Source organism: Chitinophaga sp. H8, assembly GCF_040567655.1.
In the GTDB taxonomy this organism is placed as follows: Bacteria; Bacteroidota; Bacteroidia; order Chitinophagales; family Chitinophagaceae; genus Chitinophaga; species Chitinophaga defluvii.
The window spans coordinates 2,754,133-2,777,940 of sequence record NZ_JBEXAC010000001.1; the positions used below are offsets into that span (position 1 = coordinate 2,754,133).

Here is a 23,808-nt window from a genome sequence, read left to right on the forward strand (position 1 = left end):
CCTTACCGCATCTGCAGATCATCAGCTTTTACTCTCTCCGCTTAACAGCTTGTCAACTGCATTCCGGAAGGATCCTGCCCGGGTTACTTCTCCGGCACTCACAAAAAATATCTCATCTGCATTCTCAATGGTGTTGAGCCGGTGTGCAATGATCACACGGGTAGTTGTGGGTGGCAATTTCTCCAATATTTCGCTGAGCAGTTGTTCTGTTACCGTATCAATATTAGCGGTTGCTTCATCCAGGATCAGCAGGTCGGGTTTTCGCAGTACCGCCCGCATGAAAGCAATCAGTTGTTTTTGCCCAAGGCTTACTCCATCTCCACCCGACAGCACTTTTGTATCAAGCCCGTTATCAAAAATGGCCAGCAATTTTTCCAGGTTAGCTTCCTTAATCACCTGCTCCAGTTGTTCATTGCTATTATGCTGATACAGTGCATTCCCATACAGGATATTTTCCTTAACAGTGCCTGTAAACAAAAAAGGTTCCTGTAGTATAAAACCAATCCTACGGGTACGTTCTGCATCATCATAAGAGCGGATATCTTTTCCATTCAGCAACACGATCCCTTTAGACGGATCATACAAACGGGCAATCAGGGAGGCGGTAGTGGTTTTGCCACCACCTGTGGGGCCTACCAGTGCATAGGTTTTACCTTGTTCCAGGCTAAAGTTGATGTTATGCAGGATTTCCCTACCCTCAGGATAAGCAAAATGTACATTTTTGAAAGTAAGTAGCGCCGCATCCTGTATCACGTCTTTACTTGCTATTGTGGGCAGATTGCTTTCCAGGGAAAGTATCTCCGTAATACGGTCCCATCCGGCCATTGCCACCTGGAAGTTGGTCCACAAAGTAGCCAGTTGCCTTAAAGGATTATAAAAGAAAGTAGCGTAGGACAGATAGCTCACCAGCAGCCCAATTGAGAACTGCCCTTCCGCAATCAGGTAAATCCCGTAGGCTAATACCATTAGTTGTGCCAGCCCTGCACACAGTCCATAAAAAGGCAGGAAAACATTGTTAGCCAGTCCTGCCCAGATAGCGGTAGCATAGTTATGTTCATTAGCTGTATTAAAACGTGTCCTGAAATAATCCCGGCGATTAAAGGCAACAATCACTTTAAAATTGCCCAGACTTTCCTGTATCTCTGCACTCATGCCACCAAAAGCTTTCAGGCTCACCGCATTTTTTCTTTTTATCCAGGGGGATAATATCCTGGTAAAAACCAATATGGACAATGCCGGTAATAAAGTAGCCACCCCCAGTTTAAAATTGATGACCAACAGGAAAATCCCTGCTCCTATCATCGTAATGATACTACCTGCAAATTGCATCAGTGATTGGGAAAAAAACTGGTTCAATTTGTCCGTATCATTATTCACACGGGAAATCAGGTCTCCTGCTTTATTCTGATTAAAGAATGCTACCGGGAGTTGTTGTATTTTATTGAAGACCGCATTACGCAAGGTAAAAAGCGTGCGTTGTCCTACACTTCCCATTAGTTTTGTTTGCAGGTAGCTGGTCCCTAATGCTACCAGATACATGACCAGTAAGATACCGGAGAACACGAGAACACCATGATATTGTTTTTGCACCACATAGGTATCAATAGTGTACCCTACCAGGAAAGGCGCCAACAGGCTAAGTCCGGAGTTAATCAAAATAGCAGACAATGCCAGCATGAGATGCTTTTTCTCATGCGATATCAGTTGCAACAGGTTCCTGAATGCAGCGTAGTTAGATATTTTCTGCTCCTGCCCGGCAAATTTATTAAGATTGTAATTCATAATTGCTGGTGCTTTGCTGTGAATTAAATATCTGCACATATTCAGGGCTGGCCTGCAGTAACTCCTGATGTGTACCACTTGCGATGATCTCTCCTTCCATCAACAGGATGATCTGATCATAGTGTTCCACCGACGCAATTTTTTGCGTAACGGAAAGCAGGGTTAATCCCGGGTAATGCTGTTGAACATTTGCCAGGATTTTACTTTCTGTGTTGTTGTCCACCCGGGCGGTGAAGTCATCCAGTAGCAGGATTCTGGGATTGATCGCCAAAGCACGAGCCAGCATGATGCGTTGTTTCTGTCCGCCCGACAGGCTGTTGCCCCGTTCAGCCACCAGCGTATCTGCTTTATCCGGCAGTCTATCAATAAAAGGTTTCAGCTCTGCTGTAACGATCGCTTTTTCCAGCAATGCATCCGTCACGGTATCACTGAAGGCAATATTCTCCCGGATACTCATATTAAAAATGATACTATCCTGGAAAACAAACCCTATCTGACTATAAAAGGAATCCTGTTTGTAATCTGTTACCGGCCGGCCATCTATTTCAATCACACCGGAAGTGGGTTTCGTTAGTCCCATCAGCAGGTACAGCAGCTGTGTTTTTCCCGCCGCCGTTGGGCCAATTACAGCTATTTTTGAACCAGCCTTAATAGAAAAGGAGATGTTCTTTAATGCTGGCTTTTGCTCATACATTACCGTTACATCTCTGAACTGTATATCACCCTGTAAAGGAGCTGAAACGGTACCTGTTTCAGGCACATCTGGCATATTGATCACCGTGCTGATACGCTGAAAAGAAGCAGTAGCCTGAGCGATGATATTACTCATGAATCCAATAACCAGGACTGGAAATATCAGCAGGGATAAATAACTGTTAAAGGCCGCAAAATCACCCAGGCTCATTGTGCCCATAATTACAAAATGGCCTCCTAAAGCCAGAATCACTAACCCGGTGATATTGGCCGTAAAAAAGATCACCGGAATAAGGCCTGCAAATAATTTCAGGATGGACAGTCCAAAATCCAATGCTTTTGTATTAGCTTCCAGGAACTTTACAGATTCCAGTTGTTGGGAGTTGATGACCCGTATCAACGCTGCCCCCAGAATACTCTCATTGATCACCTTATTCAGCCAGTCCATTATTTCCCGGCTTTTGATGAACAATGCCCGTACTTTATTGAGCACTACATAAAAGGTGATTCCCATTACCGGGATAGCTGCAATTACAGCTAAGGCCAGCTTCCAGTTGATCGTAAGCAATAATATACTGGCACCGATGATAATAAATGCGGAAGACACCAATGATACGATCGCCTGTGATACAAATAATTTGATCGCATCCACGTCAGCAGTAAGATTGGTGAGCAACCGGGCCGGATTAGCCTCTCCTATCCAGGAAAAGTTTTGCCGGGAAATTTTTTCCGCGATCCTGGTACGCAGGTCTCTCGCCACACGCTCCGAAACATATACCTGTATAACATTCTGTAAATAGGTAAAGATCAATATTATGAATACGGCAATGGAAAACCGGATAATCACGGGCTTATAAGCAAACTTACCGCTGCTGAAGGCATCAATACCATTACCAATGATCTTGGGTAACCATAAGTTAAGCCCGTTACTGAATAGTGCAAATAACACCAGTAAAAACACCAGCTTGCCATATGGCTTGAGCAAACTGAAAAGTCCTGGTGGTTGTTTTTTACTTACCGGTTGTGATTTCATCTGGTTTTGAGTAAGAATAACGGGACAGCATTATAATTTTACGCTTTCCCGGAGAAAATTAAAATACTTTTCGTCTTCACTTTCAAACAGGCCTTTTCCTTCCAGCATATATGCCCTTACAAGAAATTCTTTGGCATTTTCTATATCATTTATTTCAAAGCAGCTTTCCCCCAGGCGCAACATCACAAAAGCATTGGTGTAACCATTCTCTGCTATATTACTTTTGGCTTCAAAAAAATGCGCTGCTGCTTTCTTAAAATCACCAAGCAGAAAATAAGCATCCCCTATAGAGCTATGTAACCAAAGACTTTGACTATAACTATTTTGCGGTTCGGGTATCAGGTCGAAGGCTTTTCCCCATGTTTTAATAGCTTGCTTATATTCGTCTTCATCAAACAGCTCACTGCCCGCTTCACAAATTTCATCGATTTTTTCCAATACAGTATCTGATAGCTCACCTACCGCAGCCGTATCAGCTTCCTTTTTGGCCCACACTTCCAACAGATCCAACGCTTCAAACTCGCGGGTTATTACTTCCTCATCCTTTATTTTGCCGGTTGCAATATCCAGGTATAAAACGGGTTTATCTGAAAAATCACGCCTGGTGCCTAACTCCAAAGCTTTCTGGAAATATGCTTTTGCCGCCGCAGGTTTTTCCAGGAAGAGCAACGTTTCGCCCATCAGCAGATAAGGTGTTACCACATATATTTTGTACCCACTACCTTCGATATCTGCGATCCACTGTCCCAGCAATAGGCTTGCTTCCTCATGTTTCAGGGCAAAATTCAGGATATAGATGTAGTCAGACAAAATCGTGTCGGAACAACTGGTATTGAACTTCGGTTCCGGAAGCAAATCCCAGGCAGATTTAATGGTTACAACGGCCTGGTGAATATGATTGGGGAGATAGTCAAGCGCGGCCCCCTGCAGGTCAAACGTTCTGGATTCCAACGCTGCAGGCAAGGGCACGGCCTTCCTGATATCATTTTTTGCCATCTTTTGTTATTTAATCTTTACGGTTTCCGCTATGCCTGCCGGAGTGCATTTAATTATATGCTGGTCATACGATGAACGCATGAAAATAATTATTTTTTTGATGATTGCGAAAATCCGCTACAGGCATGTAGTACTTCTACTACACAAACATATAGGGAAAACACTAGTTTTGCCTACCGAATAGCATCCCATATATCTATGAAGTCAATCCTTATTGCGGAAGGTCATCCTATTGTGCGTTTAGGTGTCTCTAGCATAATTCAGCACTTATTAGATCCGGTTAATATAGTTGAAGCGGATGACCTGAACCAGGTAGTCAGGCAATTAGCCCAAACCAGGTTTGAACTGCTTATATTGGACATTAATATTCCCGGAGGTAATAATCTGCAAATGATAAAGACCATCCGGCTTTGTCAACCCGGTATTAAGATTCTTATTTTTTCTGCTCAGGATCAACTGCGCTATGGACTCAATTATTTACAGGCAGGCGCCAATGGCTACCTTGGGAAAAATGCTTCGGGAAAAGAAATAGAAAATGCTATCAATACCTTACTTAATAGTCCAGCCAAATAATTCCGGGGTATTTACTATTTTTAGCGTTGATACCAACCACTTGATACACGGTCGTGGAGAAGGGATAAAAGAATATGCAAGAACTGAGCGATATACAACTACTTCACCAGCTCCAGGAGGGGAATGAAAGTGCTTTTACTACACTTTATAAACGGTACTGGAAGTTACTATTTTCTGTAGCTGCCAATAAGCTGGATAATCTTGCTGATGCAGAAGAGCTGGTACAGGATGTTTTTTCTGATTTCTGGGATCGCAGACATTCCATTGAACTTACCAGCTCCCTACCTGCCTACCTGGCGGTAGCTATGAAATACCGGGTCATTAATTTACAGGCCAGGCAAAAAAGAGCCCGGGCCTATACGGCTTATGCCAGGGAAAACCTATCCCCGGAAGATCACTCTACCGAGCAATGGCTTAGTTTTGAAGAACTAAAAGACCAGCTGTCCAACCTTGTAGCCCGCCTGCCCGACCGTTGCAGACTAACCTATCAGCTTAGCCGCGAACAAGGACTTTCCCAAAAGGAAATTGCGCGCCAGATGGATATTTCCGAAAAAGCAGTAGAACATAACCTCTCCAGAGCCATTAAATCGCTGAAAACGGCGCTGAAACACTTATCCTCTTTTTTTAGCTTTTAGCTAAAATCTTTTTCCCCTCATATGGGGATTCGTCTTTCCCGATTGACCTATTATAAAGACGATGCTTTTATTATGAACCAGGAAGAAGCAAAACACCGGTATGAGGTGCTGGCCGAAAAATGGCTGAAAGGCACTATTACCCCGGAAGAAGCCAGAGAATATGCTGATTGGTACAATACCAGCCAGGATGCCCCTGTTGATATTCCGGCATCATTTGCGGCAAGTGAGGCGGCACATGAACAACGGATGCTCCGGCAAATGGAAGAGCGGATAGGCATGCATACCCCAATAGTACCCCTGGTGCAGAAATACCGGCGCTTATGGTGGGGAGCAGCCGCCCTCCTCGTTCTCGCGGCAGGTAGTTACTTCTGGCTCCAACAACAGGCAGCACCGGCAACTGCCCCTGGAAATGATGAGATAGCTTTACAATATGATGTACCTCCCGGCACAAATAAAGCAGTACTCACCCTTAGCAATGGCCGGCAGATTATATTAGATAGTGCGGCCAATGGTACCCTTGCCTTACAAGGCAATGCCAGTATTGTAAAACAGGACGATGGCTCCCTGACCTACCTGGATACTCCCGGCAACAATACCCATGAAGTGTTATATAATACCATGTCTATCCCTAAAGGAGGGCAATACCAGCTTACACTGCCTGATGGCTCTCGGGTATGGCTCAATGCAGCCAGTACACTGAAATACCCTACCTCCTTTACCGGTAAAGAAAGAAGTGTGGAATTAACCGGTGAAGGATACTTTGAAATAGCACCGGACGCCCATCAACCATTTCTCGTAAAAGCCGGCAGTTTGCAGGTAAAGGTACTGGGAACCAGCTTTAATGTGATGGCTTATGCGGATGAAAAGAGTATTAATACCACCCTTCTTTCGGGTGCTGTAAAAGTTTTACAGGGTACCCAGGAAAAAACACTTACTCCCGGACAACAGGCTACAGTAGACAATCAAACCGGGCTGGTAACCATCAATGAAACGGAGGCAGAACAGGCGATTGCCTGGAAAGACGGCATGTTCCGGTTTTCCAGCAGTAATATGGCCATGGTGCTGCGCCAGGTATCCAGGTGGTATGACATAGAGGTCGTTTATCAGGGTAAAGTACCACAAGGCCATATCACCGGTAAGGTTCCACGTAGTATGAAGCTTTCGGGAGTGCTGCGCGTATTGGAACTCAGTGGTGTGCATTGCAAACTGGAAAAGAACAAGCTTATTATACTTCCTTAATATTTAATTCCACGGCCAGATATTCATTCACTTTTTAAAAGCAACCAATAACCATTTATTATTAACCAAAATGAAGTAACACTATGAAAAATGCGCCTTAAGTAAGCGTAAAAGATAACTCATAAAAAACCAGGAGCGCTTGGAACCGCCCCTGGCATAAATGTCTGGGTTATCGCAAAACAAATATCCGACTAAAGATTATTGATTTCTCCACCCAAACACTGCAAATCTATGCAATTGGATCGTTATGTTAAAACCGTTCCTGTCATACGGTTTTTATTCACCAGACATCGCCGTACATGGCCATCAATAGCCCGTATAGGTTATTGTCCGAGTAACAAAGTTATCAGGGTTATGAAACTAACCACATTACTACTGACCGCATTTTGCGTAAATGCCTCTGCAAATGTATTTGCCCAGCATATTTCCATGTCTGTGAAAAATAAGTCACTGGAAAATGTATTTGGGCTTATCGAGCAAAAATCAGGCTACACCTTTATATACCGCGATGAATGGCTCACGGGCACTAAACCTGTAGACCTGAATATTAGCCGTGGCTCTATAGAGCAGGTCTTAAAAGCCTGTCTTAAAGAACAACCGCTCTCTTACGAAATAGTAGATAAAACGGTGATACTGACACGCAAACGGCCATCTGAAAACGAGATTGCGCCATTTACTGTAGCTGAGATTACCGGAAGGATTACAGATGAAAAAGGAGCTCCGCTGTCTTATGTAAGCATTGCTATTAAAGGTACACAAAGAGGTACCTATACGGACGAGAACGGTGCGTTTAAACTGGATGCCAAAGCAGATGATGTGCTGGTGATTTCACTAATGGGCTTTACGCCCCGGGAAATAGCTGTAGGCCAGCAAGCCGTTATTAACGTAGTACTGGTACCTGCAGTCAGCGATCTGAACCAGGTGGTAGTAGTAGGTTACGGTACACAGAAAAAAGTAAATGTAACCGGAGCCGTAGCCGCAGTAAAAGGAAGTGAAATTGCCAAATCGCCAGTTGCCAATGTAAGCAATGCCCTGGCAGGCAGGCTGCCTGGTATAAGAGCAGTGCAAAGAAGTGGGGAACCGGGTAAGGATGGCGCCGCTATTGATATCAGGGGATTAGGTACGGCACTTATTATTGTGGATGGGGTACCGTCTACCTTTGAACAGCTGGACCCTTCAGAAATAGAAAGCATTTCTATCCTGAAGGATGCCTCTGCCGCAGTATATGGTGTACGTGCAGCTAATGGTGTGGTATTGGTGACTACCAGGCGAGGTACCGTATCCAAACCTAAAATCAGCTATAATACTTATATAGGTATCCAAAGCAATACCCGTTACCCCCGCTATGTAAATGCCGCTGAATTTGCAGAGCTGACAGATGAATCCCAGATCAATCAGGGCCTTGCACCGGTATATGGTGCTGAAAACATCAAAAAATACCGGGAAGGGCAAAAAGGATATGAAAGTACTGACTGGTATAATGCCGCTATCCGTAAAAACAGTCCACAACAATATCACAACCTGAACGTCAGTGGTGGTACAGAAGCTACCAAATACTTCTTCTCCCTGGGCTATTTAAACCAGGAAGGCATGTGGAAAAGCGGAGATACCCGGTTCAAGCGATACAATTTCCGCAGTAATATCAGCACAAAGATCAACAAACGGCTGACGGCCGAATTGAACCTGGGCGGACGGCTGGAAAACAGGCATTTCCCAGGTACAGAAGCAGGCGTTTTAATGGGGCAGATTCAACGCTCCTACCCTACCTACCCGATGTATGCCAATGATAATCCCGACTACCTGGCGGTAACAAACTTTAGTCAAAATGTACTGGCATCCATGAATAGTGACTATTCCGGCTACGAAACCAGTAATTACAGGAATCTGAGCGGTATTGCATCCCTTACTTATGAACTACCTTATGTAAAAGGATTAAGTGCTAAGGGGTTATTTTCCTACCAATCAGGTACCAATAATATAAAAAGGTGGGTAAAGAAATATGACTTATATAACTATAATGAGGCTACGAAAGCATATGAAGTAGGTTATACCGGCAATGATCCTTCCAACCTAAAACAGACCAATGAGCAGGCTGACAACAGCTTATTACAGTTTTCCCTGAATTACGAGGCCAGTTTTGCCAAAAAGCACAACGTAAAGGCGCTTTTGTTATTTGAGCGAAGCCAGATTAATGAAGGCAATTTTAATGCTTACCGGGAATTTACTTTGGACGGACTAGACCAGCTGTTTGCCGGATCCAGTACCAATAAAAACAACGACGGTAAGGCAAATGAATCTGCCTATATGGGTTATGTAGGCCGTGTAAACTATGATTACAAAAACAGGTATCTCCTGGAACTGGGATTCAGATATGATGGCTCTTACAAATTTGCACCGGATCATCGCTGGGGATTCTTCCCTACCGTATCCGCAGGCTGGAGAATAAGCGATGAGCCATTCTTCAGCAGCGCCGCCAATATGGTTAACAACCTTAAAATAAGAGGCTCCTGGGGTAAACTGGGAGATGATAATGGTGCCACCGCATTCCAGTATATCACGGGATATACTCTCCCACAAGGCGGAAATTACATTTTTGGCAATAACATTATCAACAGCCTTGCTCCTGGTGGTACGCCTAATCTGTTGCTGACCTGGTTTAACGCCACGACTACCAATATTGGTTTTGAAGCAGGTTTTCTGCAGGACATGTTTACTGTAGAATTTGACGTATTCTTCCGGAAACGTACCGGTTTGCTGGCAACCCGGCTGCTATCCTTGCCCGGAACCTATGGTGCTACTTTACCGCAGGAAAATCTGAACAGCGACCGCACCCAGGGTTTTGAACTATCTCTGGGATACAATAAAAGAATTGGTGATATCACCCTTAATGTATCTCCCAATTTAACTTGGACCAGAACCAAGTATGATTATATAGAGCGTGCTGGTGCAACGAATGCGGTAGACAACTGGAGAAATCTGGAGAATAATGGCAGATGGACCAACCTCTACAAGGGGTATAAAACTGCGGGACAATTCCAGAGCCAGGAAGAAATTGCCAGTTGGGCTATACAAGACAAAAAAGGTAATACCAGCCTAAAGCCGGGCGATATTAAATATGTGGACCTGAACAATGATGGTGTTATCGACAGCAACGACCAGACAATTATTGGACGGGGCACTACTCCTGAATTATTTTATGGTTTAAACCTCTCCGCATCCTGGAAAGGCTTTAGCCTGACAGTATTGCTGCAAGGTGCTGCTAATTATAACATTTTGCTGGATGCTGCGCTTAAAGATCCTTTCGTCAATGGTAGTACTACCTATGCTTTATTTACTGACCGCTGGCACAGAAAAGACATGTATGATCCGGAAAGTGAATGGGTACCCGGCAAATATCCTTCTACTATCGTAAACGGTTTGCAAAACAATAAGGAAGTTTCTGATTTCTGGATGAAGGATGCGGCTTATCTCCGTGTTAAAACACTGGAACTGGGATATAGCCTGCCTAAGCCAATACTTGCGAAAGTGGGTATTGAGCAGGTGCGTTTCTATTTTTCCGGACAAAACCTGTTCACTTTCGATAAACTGAAGTTTATGGATCCGGAAATGCCCAGTAATGATGATACCAATTTCGCAGGTAATGGCAAATACTATCCGCAGCAACGTGTACTTACACTTGGTCTTAATCTACAATTCTGATCCCCGGATATTTAGCTGTACATAAATAATATTTAATTATGAAAAGTATATATAAACATATCACCTGTCTCCTGTTCGCAGTCATTGTGACTTCATGTAACAAAGACTTTCTGGAAAGGAAACCACTGGATATTATTGCAGATGATGCTGCCTATGGCTCCTTGTCCGGTATTCAGGCGCTTACTGCCAATTTATATAATAACATGCCAACGGAAGACCTTGGCTTTTTTATGGATGGCAGTGAAGCATTATTTCCCAGCCAGGCTACGGATGAAGCCGTACGCTCCTATAGCTGGGGATATACATTGGACCCTATTTTAGAAGATGGATATTATATATGGTGGAAGTACGACCTAGTAAGAACCGTAAATGATTTTATTCAAAAAATACCGGCTGTAACCAGTATCAATGAGGAATTAAAAGCCAGGTTCCTCGCAGAAGCCCGGTTTGTGAGAGCATTCTACTATTTCTCCCTGGTAAAAAGATATGGCGGGATACCACTCATTACCAAAGTACAGCAATATAACGGCAGCAACCTGGAAGAGCTGAAGGTGCCCAGAAACAAAGAACAGGAAATCTATGATTTTGTAGCGAGCGAACTGGATGCCATCGTAGACCAATTACCAGAATCTTATGCTGCCAATGACCGGTATAGGGCTACCCGCTATGCTGTACTTGCACTCAAGTGCAGGGCTATGCTATATGCTGCATCAATAGCCAAGTATGGTACTGTTCAACTTGGGGGCCTGGTAGGTATTGCATCTCCCGCTGATGGATATTGGCAAAAAGCTTATGATGCTGCCAAAGCCATTATCACCTCCGGAAAGTTTCAATTATACAAAGAAAACCCGGATAAGACGGACAACTTCCAGCAACTTTTCCTGACTGCTGCCGATATGGACAAAAACAAGGAAGCTATTTTTGTAAAAACCTACAAGGCTCCTGACAAATCACATAGCTTTGATTTTTACAATGCACCACAAAGTTTCAAAGTAGACTATGGCTGTGTAACAAATCCTACTACAGAGCTGGCTGAAGAGTTTGAATATACAGACGGTACCAAAGGCACGCTTAAAATTAAGGATGCCAGTGGTAATCCCATTGTATACAGCAATCCTGCCGACCTGTTCAAAAACAAAGACCCACGGTTTAAAGCCAGCATCATGTATCCTTTTACCAGCTGGCAGGGCGGCATAGTAGAAATCAGAAGAGGAGTTATAGACAATGGCACCAAGTATACTTCTCCTAACCTCACAGATGTATATGGTACTGGTGCCAACAGCATTCCCAGAGTAGGCAAAGACGGCCCGTTACTGGCTGGTGATCCCACTAAAACAGGTTTCTATATCAAGAAATTCATGGATCCGGTGAACAGGGTAAACAGCCAGATGTCTACCACTCCCTGGATGATTTTCAGGTATGCTGAAGTATTACTGAACTATGCAGAAGCTGCCATAGAATTAGGCAAAACAGGAGATGCATTAACAGCTATCAATGAACTCCGGGAGCGGGCAGGTATAAAGGCTTTAACAAGTGTTACCCGCGACCAGGTACGTCATGAACGTAAGGTAGAACTGGCATTCGAAAATCACCGCTGGTGGGATATGTGCCGTTGGAGAATCGCCACAGATGTATTGAACAATACCCAGTTTCATGCATTATACCCCTGGCTGATGTGGGAAAATGGAAAAGCACCCGCTGCTATGAAGTATACTTTTGAGATTGTACCTGCACCTAAAAATACGCGCACCTTTCTTCCTAAACTGTATTATGTAAAAATACCACCGGATGAAATCAGCAAAAACAGCAACCTCGTACAGAACCCGGGTTATTAATGACATCAAAAAATTAAATCAATGAAACAACATATCATAAATACCTGTGTAGCTGTATTGCTGGGGAGTGCAGTACTGACAGGCTGTAAAAAAGATAACTATGAAGCCCCCAATGCCGGCTTATTTGGGAAGCTGGTGGATAAGACCACCAATGCTGCCGTACCTGTACAAACCCTTAATGGCGCTGTACTCAGATACTATCAGTTGCAATATGGCACGAATAACCCAAACCCGATTAATGCATCTGTGCATCATGATGGGACTTATGAAAATGCCATGCTCTTTTCCGGTAAATACAAAATCGTGGCAGAAGGCCCCTTTTATTATAATGACACTATCACCGTGGATGTGAATGGCCGTACCGAAAAGGATATTATGGTAAAACCATTCCTGCATGTTACCGCTACTACGGAAGTAACCGGCAACAGCGTAACTATTAAATATACAGTAAAACGGAATGATAATACTCAAAAGATAGCCCGGGTGGCAGCAGTGATTGGCACCACAGAAGGAGTAGATGTCAATAGTTACACCTTTAACGATGCCCGTGACGTGCAAGACGTGCCAGATGCTACTATTGAAGGTACTACCTACGAGAAGGTATTTACCGGTTTAAAACCCAATACCGTTTACTATCTCCGTGCAGCAAGCCGTACCAGCAATACAGGTAATCCAACGCTTTACTTTAATTATACACCTGTAATCAAAGTAAAGACGGGTAATTAACCGTAAAATCTACCCCAATTATATATATACGAAAACAAACAGGGGCTGAAAGCCAAAAGCCTACAGCCCCTGTTTTCTTTAAGCTGGCTGATAAAGCCGGCTTTTTTTTATCATTTGATAATCTGATGAATCTTACCGAAATTCGCTAACTGACGATTTGTAAATCTGGCTTTAACGCACTACTTATCTCATTAAAACTATAGAGCAGGCTATCTGACCCCAAATTTTCAATATCCCGGTTATTAATATCACCCTAAGCATTATAAATCTATACCTCATGTCTAAAATTGCAGATTTCTGGAAAAGGCTTATCAGCTCACCTGCTGTGGTTCCTCCCTCCTTTCAAATTCCTGCGGCCCGTATCACCGGTGTAACCGTAGATGAAACGCCCTTCATTGCCAATACTGCTTATTTTGAAATCAGGATAGCAGAACAATTCCTGAAAGACAAAAGGGAATACTGGAACGAATATAATCCGCTTACAGTAGTCTTAACAGAGTTCATCTATGACAAAAAACGTAATAATTTTCCTTTTGTAGTAGGCCCCAGTTTACTCAATGGTATTGGCCAACTGGATGGAGATGAAAGAATCCGTTATAAAAACACCCGTGTAGTAGGCCCCACTCCTTACATCGGTGATGAAGTATCCCTGTTTCTGGGGCTATTCCGGGTAAAAACCAAGGACTGGGCCAGGCAGGCATTGAGCCTGCTGGAAACAGTAGCCAAGGTTTTCGATAGCACCAAGCTAACCTCTTATCTCAACATATCTGGCCCATTGACCGATGGCATTGAAAGCTTTTTTGACATGGGCGACCAGATGCAATTCCGCCTGGGGCAACGTAATTCATTTGCCGACCCAGCTACCAATACCTCCAATAATTTTGCTCCAGGTTATTATGTGATCATCCGTGCTGATCAAAAGAAAATTGATCCCGGCAAATTCTGGGTAAAGGAAGAACAGCTCCATTACGGGGATGATGCGGCCAGCATCAAGCCCTATATTGATTATGATTACCTCCTTTATAAAATTGTAAAAACTACGGTCAGGAATGACTATACTACTTTTAGTTTTCATACACTTTTTGAAGAGGTGCAAACCAATGTATGGCAAGACAACCTGACCAAGGCAAATGAAATTTTTCAGTCCGTTATACTCGCTATACGCCGGTGTGCAGACCTGACTCCTCCTCAAATCAAGCAACTGACCGTATTCTACGCCACTCAGTTTGATGAAGAACAAAAAACTTTTAACGCCACCAAAACGCCTGTACCGAAATCAATTGGAGAAGAAGATACCGGTGCTGGCAACTTACCCACTATGGGTACCGGCACCCGGGGAGGATCTACTATTACGCCACCACCACAGCCTTCAGGAGAGGTTAAGAGAGGACCCAAAATTGATGATGCACTCATTGCAAGGGCATTGCAATCACCTGAATATAATGACCCGTTGGTATTAGATATGGATGAAAACAAAGTAGCCCCGCTTCATGCATTAAAACCAGCGGAGCCTAAAAGGCGTATCAGCTTCTGATAACAGGACGAGGCTAACTAAAATCATTAAGATATTACATTCACCTGGAGGAATGTTCCAGCTTATCTAGCCGGCTGGTTACTTCCTCCAGTTTTTTATTCAGTTCAATAATATAAAGCGTTTGCTCTTCTATTTTTTGTAATAATCTGGCATTGATTTCTCCCAGCTCCAAGCCTTCTTTCCTCACCTCTGCCGTCGTTGGGATACCCGGAAGATGTTTGTTTGTAGTAATAAACTGTTCAAGCTCCTTTAGAGTGGGCAGCTTATAATCTTCAGCAAACACAAAATCAGCCCACCAATCCACTGAAGTCACCTTTACCTTACGACCTCCTATCATTCCTTCTACTGCCAGTTTATATCCACCAGGATTAGTAGTACCAATTCCTACATTTCCAAAATTAGTCACATACCATACACTCTCAATACCAGGGCTGCTCAATGCAAAACCAGATCCTCTTATGGCATCCATTCTCCAGATACCATTAAGCGTAGTAAAAGCAACCCCTGCCCTTGCAGTAGGATCATCCTGGTTATTCTGCACTTTCAGATAGGTATTTCCAATGATATCCTTTCTTACATGAAAAACCTCTGTAGGGTTTGTAAGGCCGATCCCAACGTATCCATTGTTTAAGATCCTCATCCGCTCCCGCCAGGCTGCTCCATCATTCACCCAGGTGGCAAGCCCAGGTACAGTGCCACTGGTAAGCTGGAAATTGCCTCCCTTGTCACCACTGTTAACAATGCGGATACCGGTCATGGGAACATCAGCGCCATCTTTGACAATCAGTAACCCGTTTTGTCCTTTCATTAATCCATTGATCCAGAAATTAGCAGACTGCGCCGTTCCATTCTGATTTTGGATGTAATCATTTGTTATTTGTGCTGCGGCTCCTGTAGATAACAATACAAGTAAGGCTGATAATAGGGCATTGTTTTTCATGACTTTTTATTTATAATAATGGGTTAAACAGGTCGCAAACATTTTCCGGAGACACCTACAATACCAGCTTTAGCAGTCCATGAGAAGTAGCGGCCCATACCGTATTCTTCTTATCGTAACTCAGCCATTCAATAGTATCTTTGCCAGTACGGCCAGACCTTTGCCAGGTGGCTCCACCATCTTTCGTTTCGTAGATGGCATTTCCAACATTGATAAAACCATGTGTATTACTGACCATGACAATGTTCCGGGAAAAATAATAAACCTCAGTGGAAGTTGCAGCCGGTCCAGGAATCTGTATCTTATCCCAGGTAGTTCCTCCATTTACCGTACGGTAAATAAGATTAGAATTTGTTACAATCCATCCATTATTCTTATCTGCAAAAGTAACATCAAACAATACTACACCGGTGGGAGCTGTTAACTGATTATTCCAGGTTTTTCCACGATCAGTTGTGGCAAATAGCTTACCGCTTTCTGTCCCTACCCATCCTTTCTCTACATCGGTAAAATATACCGTACTGGCGTTATCTTCCAAATTAAATGTGTAGGTATTCCAAACGTGGGTGGAAATCATATGCAATGCTCCACCCCGCTCCAATATATACCGGGTGGTATCCATATACTGCACATCCTGAATAAAATTAGTATAACGGAATTGCAGCAGGTTTGTGCCGGCAGCGCCATTAGCGGCAAAATCCATCTTTAAATAATAGGGCTCATACAGCGCACGGATGTTTCCAGGTATATATCTCGCGTATACAATAGCAGTTGCACCATCCTTTAGATACATTTTAGACCATGCTGTAACACTATATACAGAAAATTTACCTTCGTCCGGCAACCATGTTTTACCACCATCAAAAGTAGCCTTTAAGCCTGCGGATGGATGAAATTGTGTATTTACCACATATCCGGTATCCGCATTCCAGAATAAGACCTGATTACCGCTGACTGCATTCTTGCTATCATCCAGCCATGTCCATTTACCAAGGGTATCCAGGCCACCGTCTGCCGGTTCTATAGGAGGATTCACAACAGGTGGTTCAGGGTCAGGTGTTACCGGTTGCTCATTTCCTCCTTTTGAACAAGCCGCCAGACAACAGTAAACAAATAATAGCAGCAACAGTCTTTTAATATACATGCATTTTGATTTTGGGTTGTTATGTAATGTAGCTTTAAAGCAGCAGGTTATTTCAGGGATTGGTTAACAATTCTCCGCAAAGATATAATGTTCCGGATATTATCAAAATACCTACTTCTAATGATTTTTGTAACCTGGAGGGTAACACCCAATTATGCACTTTCGTATGCTATTTACCGGTAGAAGGACCCCCAACATAGGATACTCAGATCTCTTTTACAACCGGTACTGCTTAGGGGATACACCATATTTTTTTTTAAACAACCGGGAAAAATAATACAGGGATTCAAATCCGGTTTGATAAGCTATTTCACTGATTGTGAGTGTTGTATTGGTTAATAATTCTGCAGATTTTTTTAACCTCAGATAAAGGTGATATTGGTTGGGCGACTTTCCTACTAATCGTTTAAAGGAGCTTCTGAATTTGGAATAACTAACAGGAAATTCAGCGATTAACGTTTCCATATGAACTTGCCTGTCCAGTGCAGTTTGCAGCTTAAACATCACTTTACTTACCCATACCGATTCAGGATCGCTGTTCAGTTTTTCATGAATGCTGGTAGTATTCAATATCCCCAGTATCTGCAAGGTAATACCTGATACGATCTGTTGATAACCAATCTGGCTTTCCGAAATAGTTTTTAACAGTTGTACAAAAGCTGATAACAGTTCCTTATTAAAACCAGTATCTACAAATGGATGTCCAGCACTGAAAAACCGGTTCATTATTTTCTCAGGATATGGCCCTTTAAATCCCACCCAATATTCCTCCCAGCCAAATTTTGGGTCTGGTTTATACCGGTGCCATATACCAGGAAACAGGATAAAACAACTCCCCTCATTGATGATCTTCGGGGCAGTTTCGGCTGATTCAAAAATACCCTGTCCGCTAGTGATGAATACAATATAATACCCATCCAGTATGCGTCCCTTATTCCAGGAAAATGAGTGGTCCTGGGGATGCCGTTTTTTGTCCGGATACTGATCATTTTTGTTCGTTTTATTATACCCCGCAGTAGTAACATAAAAATCCCATGCCTCTTCTTGCGGGCTTATATGCAGGTATTTATGGTAATTCTCCATGGGCCTTCCTACGGTTTTCAACCATCAAAATATATCAAAAAGTGCAAACATTTACCTGTTTTGCCTATTTTATAATTTGGCGATCCCCCTTAATTTGTACTATTATTCCTCCACTATTAAAGCTTAGGTCATGAATTCCACATTAAATAAAGAACAGCTTTCTTTCTACAATGAAAACGGGTTTGTTGTCATTGAGGATTTTTTAAATGCGGAAGAGCTGGAAGTCTGGCGTACTGCTGTGACCAATGCGGTAAGAGAGCGGAACGGGCTAAAAATGCCCGGTAAGCAAATAATGGCGGGGGAGGAAGATGGTATAAATAAAGATGCCGCTTACTTTAATAATGTCTTTGACCAATTGCTGAATTTGTGGCAAACCAGTGATGAAGTAAGACAATTGATGCAGGATAAGCGTATAGGTAAAATGGCAGCTGAGCTCGCCGATGTAGACGGTATCCGGATCTGGCATGACCAGGCGCTTATTAAAAGACCGTGGGCCAACCCTACCTCCTGGCATCTTGATACTCCTTTCTGGTCATTTTCAGACCGCAGGGCATTGTCTATCTGGGTGGCGTTGGATGATGCCACATTGGAAAACGGCTGTTTATTCTTTATCCCCGGTTCACACCATACTACCACCTTTGAAAACTTTGGCATAGGCAAAAACATGGGGGGCATCTTTGATGTATATCCACAATTCAGCAAGTCCAGGTCGTATGCAGCCCCTATGAAGGCAGGGAGCTGTTCGTTCCATAACGGACTTACCATACACGGCGCTCACGCAAACATGACACCTGGTTTTCGTCGTGCCATGACCTGTGCTTACATGCCGGATGGGAACAGCTACAACGGCATCCCAAATATCCTTCCGGACGATTATTTAAAAGGATTGAGTGTGGGTGATCCACTCAATAATGAAGCTCAAAACCCACTAATTTACCGCCGTTAATGAATCGACCGCTATGAAATCTACATTTATCCTGATCCTGTTGTGCTTATTTCAAACGACGGTATGGGCAGCAGCCAATGAATATGGAAAAGCTAAAGGAATAATACATAATGCTAACGACAAAACAATCCGCATTACCGTACCTGACCAGCGGCTTTCTCTTTTCATTGATTATTCCCATGGATGCCGTATAACACAATTGACAATAAAAAATAAGAATACCCTATCTCCATCTGGCATCTACACAGGAATACGGACAGATGAAGCACTGTTCCATTCATACAGTCAAACCCAGCCCATTCACATTACAACAACCCCGAATGGCATCAAACTGAAGGGTATCACCTATGGCGATAACAGCAATAGCGTGAACGAATCCTGGTACTTTGAACTGGCAGGTGATAAAATACAGTGGGTAATCGACCGGGAATATAACAATACCACCACCCTCCAGGAAATGGCATTGCCAGAATGGAACTTCCAGACACTCTCTACCTGGAAGGGGGGCATCCTGGATAATGGCGGAATGGTATGGTGTAAATACCTGTCAAAACCGCATGACACCTACGGTGTACATACAGGCGGTGTTACATTCTGGAATGCAGCCTCCAGTGATGCATTACGCATTGCGGTAAATGCTGGTGACAATCATGCAGTAGCCACCAAATACTCTCACTCCGGACAACACGCATTTACGTGTACCCATTTTGTAACTGAAAAGGCATTAGGTCAACGCTACCACCTCAGCAGGTTTGTTTCCCAGCGATCCGATGTGTTTGCCCCATGCCGTGTCAAAAAAGGTAACATCCGGGTTAATATCGAATTACAGTATATAGATTATTCCAAAGCATACACCAGGGGTACTCTACCAGGTATTGATGCCATAGCGGTGCGTGAATTGATGAATACCACCGGGCGCTATGGGGTGGTAGATAACAACATTGTTGGTGCCAACGGATGGATCACCAACTGGAAGTGCCTGCATGAACCATTCTTTGCACAAATTGGAATGGCATTGAATGATAAGCATTATACACAAAATCTGTCTGCTACACTTGACCAGGAACGGGATATGGCTATGCAGGAAGACGGTCGCGTGCTTTCCCGTTGGCATAATGCGCCAGGTGATGAGATACCAGGTACTTTTAACCCTGCAACAGGGTATTACGAAGCAATGTGGGGCTATACGATTGATTCACAAACAGGGTATGTGATCAATACTGCCGAACAATTTGATTTAACAGGAGATATCAGGTGGTTACACACACATAAAAAAAGCTGCGAAAAAGCGCTCGATTGGCTGATCAAACGGGATAGCAACAATAACGGGATTTTCGAAATGATGAACAACAACATATCCGAACAGAAAGCAAGCGACTGGCTGGATATTGTATGGGCAGGATTTGAAAACGCATTTGTAAACGCACAACTATATGAGGCATTAAGCCACTGGGCCAACTGTGAACTGATTTTAGGGGATCAGCCAAAAAGTGCTTATTACGCTGCTATTGCCGCACGGCTTAAAACTGCTTTTAATAAGCCCGTGGAAGAAGGTGGCTTCTGGTCATCGGATAAAAAACAATACGTATACTGGCGGGATAATGATGGTTCCGTACATGGCGACAATCTGGTTACGCCTGTAAACTTTGCGGCCATTACTTTCGGGCTCTGTGACAACAAACAACGTATTGCTATGATACTGGACCAGATTGAAGAACGTGCTAATGCGGAATCTCTTTTTCACTGGCCGCTCTGTTTCGATTCATTCAAAAGAGCAGAAGTACACGACAACAACTGGCCCTTTCCCCGATATGAAAACGGAGACATTTTCCCTACCTGGGGATATCTCGGTATCAGGTGTTATGCAAATTACGATAAGCAGATCGCCCTTAAGTATATCAATAACATCCTCGACCAATATAATAAAGATGGCTTATCCTCTCAGCGGTACAGCAGAAAAACCCAATCGGGGCTTGGAGAAGATATTCTGGCGGGCATCAGCACTACCATTACAGCACTCTACCGGGATATCTATGGTATCAGACCCAAGTGGAACAGAATGGGTATCGAACCCAATATGATTTCTTCCTTAAATGGTACCCGTTTCTCTTATACACTCCGGGATACGGTGTATCAGTTAACATTAAGTGTGGATGATTATCAGATCAGCACAACTGGCTTTTCAATAAGAAGTAAATACGCCTTCGGGGTCAATAAGGCAGGTAAAAGCCTGATCTATTATCCTGATAATAAAGAAATCATACAGCTGGCAATTGATGCTGCATCGAACAGGCCCATTAAGATAGCAATTAACAACTGGGAGGCAGACCACTATTCCTGGAAGATTACTTCAACAGATAGCTACAAATTTAATATTACAGGACTGATACCAGGTACACAGTACCGCTTATCCGTTAACAACAGGCAGCAGCCACTGCTGACGGTCCAGACAGACGGCACGTTATCATTCAGGCATACTATCAGTAGTCCTGCAACATTTAACCTGCAAAAGTCTGGTGAAACAAATTTACAGATTCCGGCCATTGACAGCCTATCTCCTTATCAACCCATTCATGGAGGTAGTATCACCGCTCAGAAAGTTATCTCCTCCCCCGACCCATTAGTATCTTATGTATGGCATCAACCTGGTGGGGAACTACAAGTTTATCATCTTACCCCTACCAATTTCGAATTAAGTCATCCCGGCAACTTTGAAAATACCGGATCAGCATTAACGGATACATGTAATATCCTGGTAAAAGGTACAGGCAGTATCCGGTTTGATTTTGGAACGGAAAGCGCTGCCTGGATGGAGTTTGAAAGCCCTGACCTTAGCGGAGAGATCACCGCAGGTATCAGTGAATACAATCAACCCGCTGTATTTAATGCAGGTCCTCAATCGCCCGTTAAAACGGCTGTTCCGGTGAAGCATGGGAATGTATACAGGCTGGAACTGAATAAGGAATTATACGAAGGCGTCCGCTTTGGATGGATCAACATATCAAAATTTGATAAGCCCTGGCACATTACTAATGTGCGCCTTGTGTGTCAAACCAAACCGGTCAACTATGCCGGGGCATTTGAATGTTCAGATACGTTGTTAAACAGAATGTGGTATACAGGGGCCTATGCAGTAAAACTTAACCTGCTGAAAGACTATATCGGAGCCATATTAATAGACCGGGGCGACAGGCACTCCTGGACAGGCGATTCCCATATCTCTCAGGGGGTAAGTATGGCTGTTTTTTCCAACTATGACATGATAAAGCATAATCTGACAAGGACCGCCCCGGATAATAATGCTATTGAAAGTTATTCTCTCTATTGGGTACTTAGTTTGCTGGATTATTTTTATTATTCCGGTGATAAGGATTTTCTCCAATCCTGCTTGCCGGTTATCCAACGAAAAATAAATCATGCCGACAGCGCATTGACACATGATACCAATCTGGGCTTCTATGGCTGGGATGAACGTTTGGGAGCCGGGTTTGAAAACCCCAATTGCCGGGAAAGTAAATTTGCTTTCAAAATGTTGTTTATCCAGACCTGCCTGAGGTTATCAAAGGCAATGCCTGAGGTGAATGCGCAGGAACAACAAATGACGTATGAAAGATTGGCAATACAGCAACTGGACAAAATCAGAAAAGATTCAAACTGGACAGATGAGTTGGGCATTCATTCGGCAGCTGATGCCATAAACGGAAATTTTTTATCCGAAAGGGAAACAGGAATGCTCCTGCAAAAGCATTATCTTGACCCGGTAAATACCGTTTCATTTTCACCGTTTAATCAATACTTTATCATCAAGGCGATGGCAGCAGCGGGAATACACCGGGAAGCACTTTCAACTATTGATAAAAGCTGGGGAGGACAACTCCGGCTGGGTGCCACTACTTTCTGGGAATGTTTTCGCCCTGAATGGGAAAACTTTCTTAAACCCAATGACCCCGTACCAAACGGGCAACATGGTTACACCAGCCTTTGCCATCCCTGGAGCAGTGGTATTACTAAATGGTTGTCGGAAGAAATACTGGGTATTAAACCCTCCTCCCCGGGGTTCAAAACTTACCAGATCATCCCTCATCTCAACGATAATCTGACCCGGGTAAAAGGTAAAATGCCAACACCCCTCGGAGATATCTCATTTGAACTTGATACTGAAAAAGGAATCGGCCAGCTAATATCACCACCAGGCAGTGAAGGACACCTGGCAATACCCAAAACAGGTAAAGCGATTAGCCGTATTACGATCAACAACAAGGTAGTATGGGATCACGGGAGGCCAACTACCATTGCAACAAAAGCAGTGGAAGAAGATAAGGAATTCGTGCACCTGAAGCAACTGACACCGGGTACTCATCACCTGGTCATCGATTATGTAGCGAAAGAACATAAAATCCCTATCAAGCCGGTATCCACCAGACAATACACAATTACCTTAACGAAAACAGATAGCGTTACCAAAGCCAGCTGGAAAGGAAGGTATGGTAAAGATGGATATGTGCTGTTTGACACTGGTGATAACCAAATAAAATTACCTGACTACATTACTGAGGTATCCTGGAAGAAGAAGGCCCTGGGTAGTCCAAGACTCGATAAACCCGTATCCCGGACAGGCGCCCCCACTAATCCGGGGACATTAGCCACACAGAACCCTGCGGCTTGCATGCAAACATTCTATGTAGATATTACAGCAGCCACAGCACGGGATTATACTTTTACCATCCGGGCAGCCGAAAAAGCCAATAACAGCACAAGGTTCGTTATTGATATTTTTGATGCCCAAACTAAAAACCTGATTCATCCAACGGTACTGGTGGATACATTTTCAGCGGGCAGTTACTATACCTTTACTGCTAAACAATCTGTACGGATAAGGATAAGCCATCTTCAGGGGGATGATGCAGCTATTAGCGGTATCTTCTTTCAATAAAATACCAAACATAAGAT

General features: G+C 43.5%; 15 protein-coding genes. 9 read left to right on the forward strand and 6 right to left on the reverse strand.

From position 1 onward, the window contains the following. Positions 1 to 21: 21 nt before the first annotated feature. From ABR189_RS10335 to ABR189_RS10345, 3 genes are read right to left on the reverse strand one after another with little or no spacing between them, the layout of a single operon-like run. Positions 22 to 1,782: an ABC transporter ATP-binding protein gene (locus ABR189_RS10335; RefSeq protein WP_354660404.1), complete on the reverse strand. Its 1,761-nt coding sequence runs from the start codon at positions 1,780 to 1,782 to the stop codon at positions 22 to 24. Then, the gene (locus tag ABR189_RS10340; protein ID WP_354660405.1) at positions 1,766 to 3,508 is read right to left on the reverse strand and encodes an ABC transporter ATP-binding protein; all 1,743 of its coding nucleotides are present in this window, start codon (positions 3,506 to 3,508) and stop codon (positions 1,766 to 1,768) included. The genes ABR189_RS10335 and ABR189_RS10340 overlap by 17 nt, the downstream gene beginning before the upstream one ends. A gap of 30 nt (positions 3,509 to 3,538) precedes the next feature. Next, a complete protein-coding gene (locus ABR189_RS10345; protein ID WP_354660406.1) occupies positions 3,539 to 4,504 on the reverse strand; it encodes a tetratricopeptide repeat protein in 966 nt (321 codons plus the stop codon). A 198-nt stretch (positions 4,505 to 4,702) separates the two neighbouring features. On the opposite strand from ABR189_RS10345, the gene ABR189_RS10350 reads away from it, so the two are divergent. From ABR189_RS10350 to ABR189_RS10380, 7 genes are all read left to right on the forward strand, one after another. Beyond that, positions 4,703 to 5,077, forward strand: a complete 375-nt coding sequence (locus tag ABR189_RS10350) for a response regulator (RefSeq protein WP_354660407.1) — start codon at positions 4,703 to 4,705, stop codon at positions 5,075 to 5,077. 74 nt (positions 5,078 to 5,151) lie between these two features. Further along, positions 5,152 to 5,712, forward strand: coding sequence for an RNA polymerase sigma factor (locus ABR189_RS10355; protein ID WP_354660408.1), 561 nt, complete (start codon positions 5,152 to 5,154; stop codon positions 5,710 to 5,712). Positions 5,713 to 5,733: 21 nt separating this feature from the next. After that, on the forward strand, positions 5,734 to 6,951 hold the full coding sequence (locus tag ABR189_RS10360; RefSeq protein ID WP_354660409.1) for a FecR family protein: 1,218 nt from the start codon (positions 5,734 to 5,736) through the stop codon (positions 6,949 to 6,951). Positions 6,952 to 7,305: 354 nt separating this feature from the next. Beyond that, positions 7,306 to 10,650, forward strand: a complete 3,345-nt coding sequence (locus ABR189_RS10365) for a TonB-dependent receptor (RefSeq protein WP_354660410.1) — start codon at positions 7,306 to 7,308, stop codon at positions 10,648 to 10,650. 38 nt (positions 10,651 to 10,688) lie between these two features. After that, positions 10,689 to 12,485, forward strand: coding sequence for a RagB/SusD family nutrient uptake outer membrane protein (locus ABR189_RS10370; protein ID WP_354660411.1), 1,797 nt, complete (start codon positions 10,689 to 10,691; stop codon positions 12,483 to 12,485). Positions 12,486 to 12,506: 21 nt separating this feature from the next. Then, the gene (locus tag ABR189_RS10375; RefSeq protein ID WP_354660412.1) at positions 12,507 to 13,211 is read left to right on the forward strand and encodes a DUF3823 domain-containing protein; all 705 of its coding nucleotides are present in this window, start codon (positions 12,507 to 12,509) and stop codon (positions 13,209 to 13,211) included. 277 nt (positions 13,212 to 13,488) lie between these two features. After that, positions 13,489 to 14,745 (forward strand): hypothetical protein, encoded by a 1,257-nt coding sequence (locus ABR189_RS10380; protein ID WP_354660413.1) that lies wholly within the window; start codon positions 13,489 to 13,491, stop codon positions 14,743 to 14,745. A gap of 40 nt (positions 14,746 to 14,785) precedes the next feature. Here ABR189_RS10380 and ABR189_RS10385 read toward each other — a convergent pair whose 3' ends face one another. The 3 genes from ABR189_RS10385 to ABR189_RS10395 form a co-directional block, all read right to left on the reverse strand. Beyond that, complete coding sequence (locus ABR189_RS10385) at positions 14,786 to 15,685, reverse strand: hypothetical protein (protein ID WP_354660414.1); 900 nt, start codon at positions 15,683 to 15,685, stop codon at positions 14,786 to 14,788. Between the two features lie 55 nt (positions 15,686 to 15,740). Continuing rightward, complete coding sequence (locus tag ABR189_RS10390) at positions 15,741 to 16,829, reverse strand: sialidase family protein (protein WP_354660415.1); 1,089 nt, start codon at positions 16,827 to 16,829, stop codon at positions 15,741 to 15,743. 216 nt (positions 16,830 to 17,045) lie between these two features. Beyond that, a complete protein-coding gene (locus ABR189_RS10395) occupies positions 17,046 to 17,912 on the reverse strand; it encodes a helix-turn-helix domain-containing protein (RefSeq protein ID WP_354660416.1) in 867 nt (288 codons plus the stop codon). Between the two features lie 130 nt (positions 17,913 to 18,042). Between ABR189_RS10395 and ABR189_RS10400 the strand changes: the two genes are divergently transcribed. Both ABR189_RS10400 and ABR189_RS10405 read left to right on the forward strand, forming a co-directional pair. Then, positions 18,043 to 18,858: a phytanoyl-CoA dioxygenase family protein gene (locus ABR189_RS10400; protein ID WP_354660417.1), complete on the forward strand. Its 816-nt coding sequence runs from the start codon at positions 18,043 to 18,045 to the stop codon at positions 18,856 to 18,858. A gap of 13 nt (positions 18,859 to 18,871) precedes the next feature. After that, positions 18,872 to 23,791 carry an alpha-L-rhamnosidase-related protein gene (locus ABR189_RS10405; protein ID WP_354660418.1) on the forward strand — a complete coding sequence of 1,640 codons (4,920 nt, stop codon included), beginning with the start codon at positions 18,872 to 18,874 and terminating at the stop codon, positions 23,789 to 23,791. Positions 23,792 to 23,808: the final 17 nt, after the last annotated feature.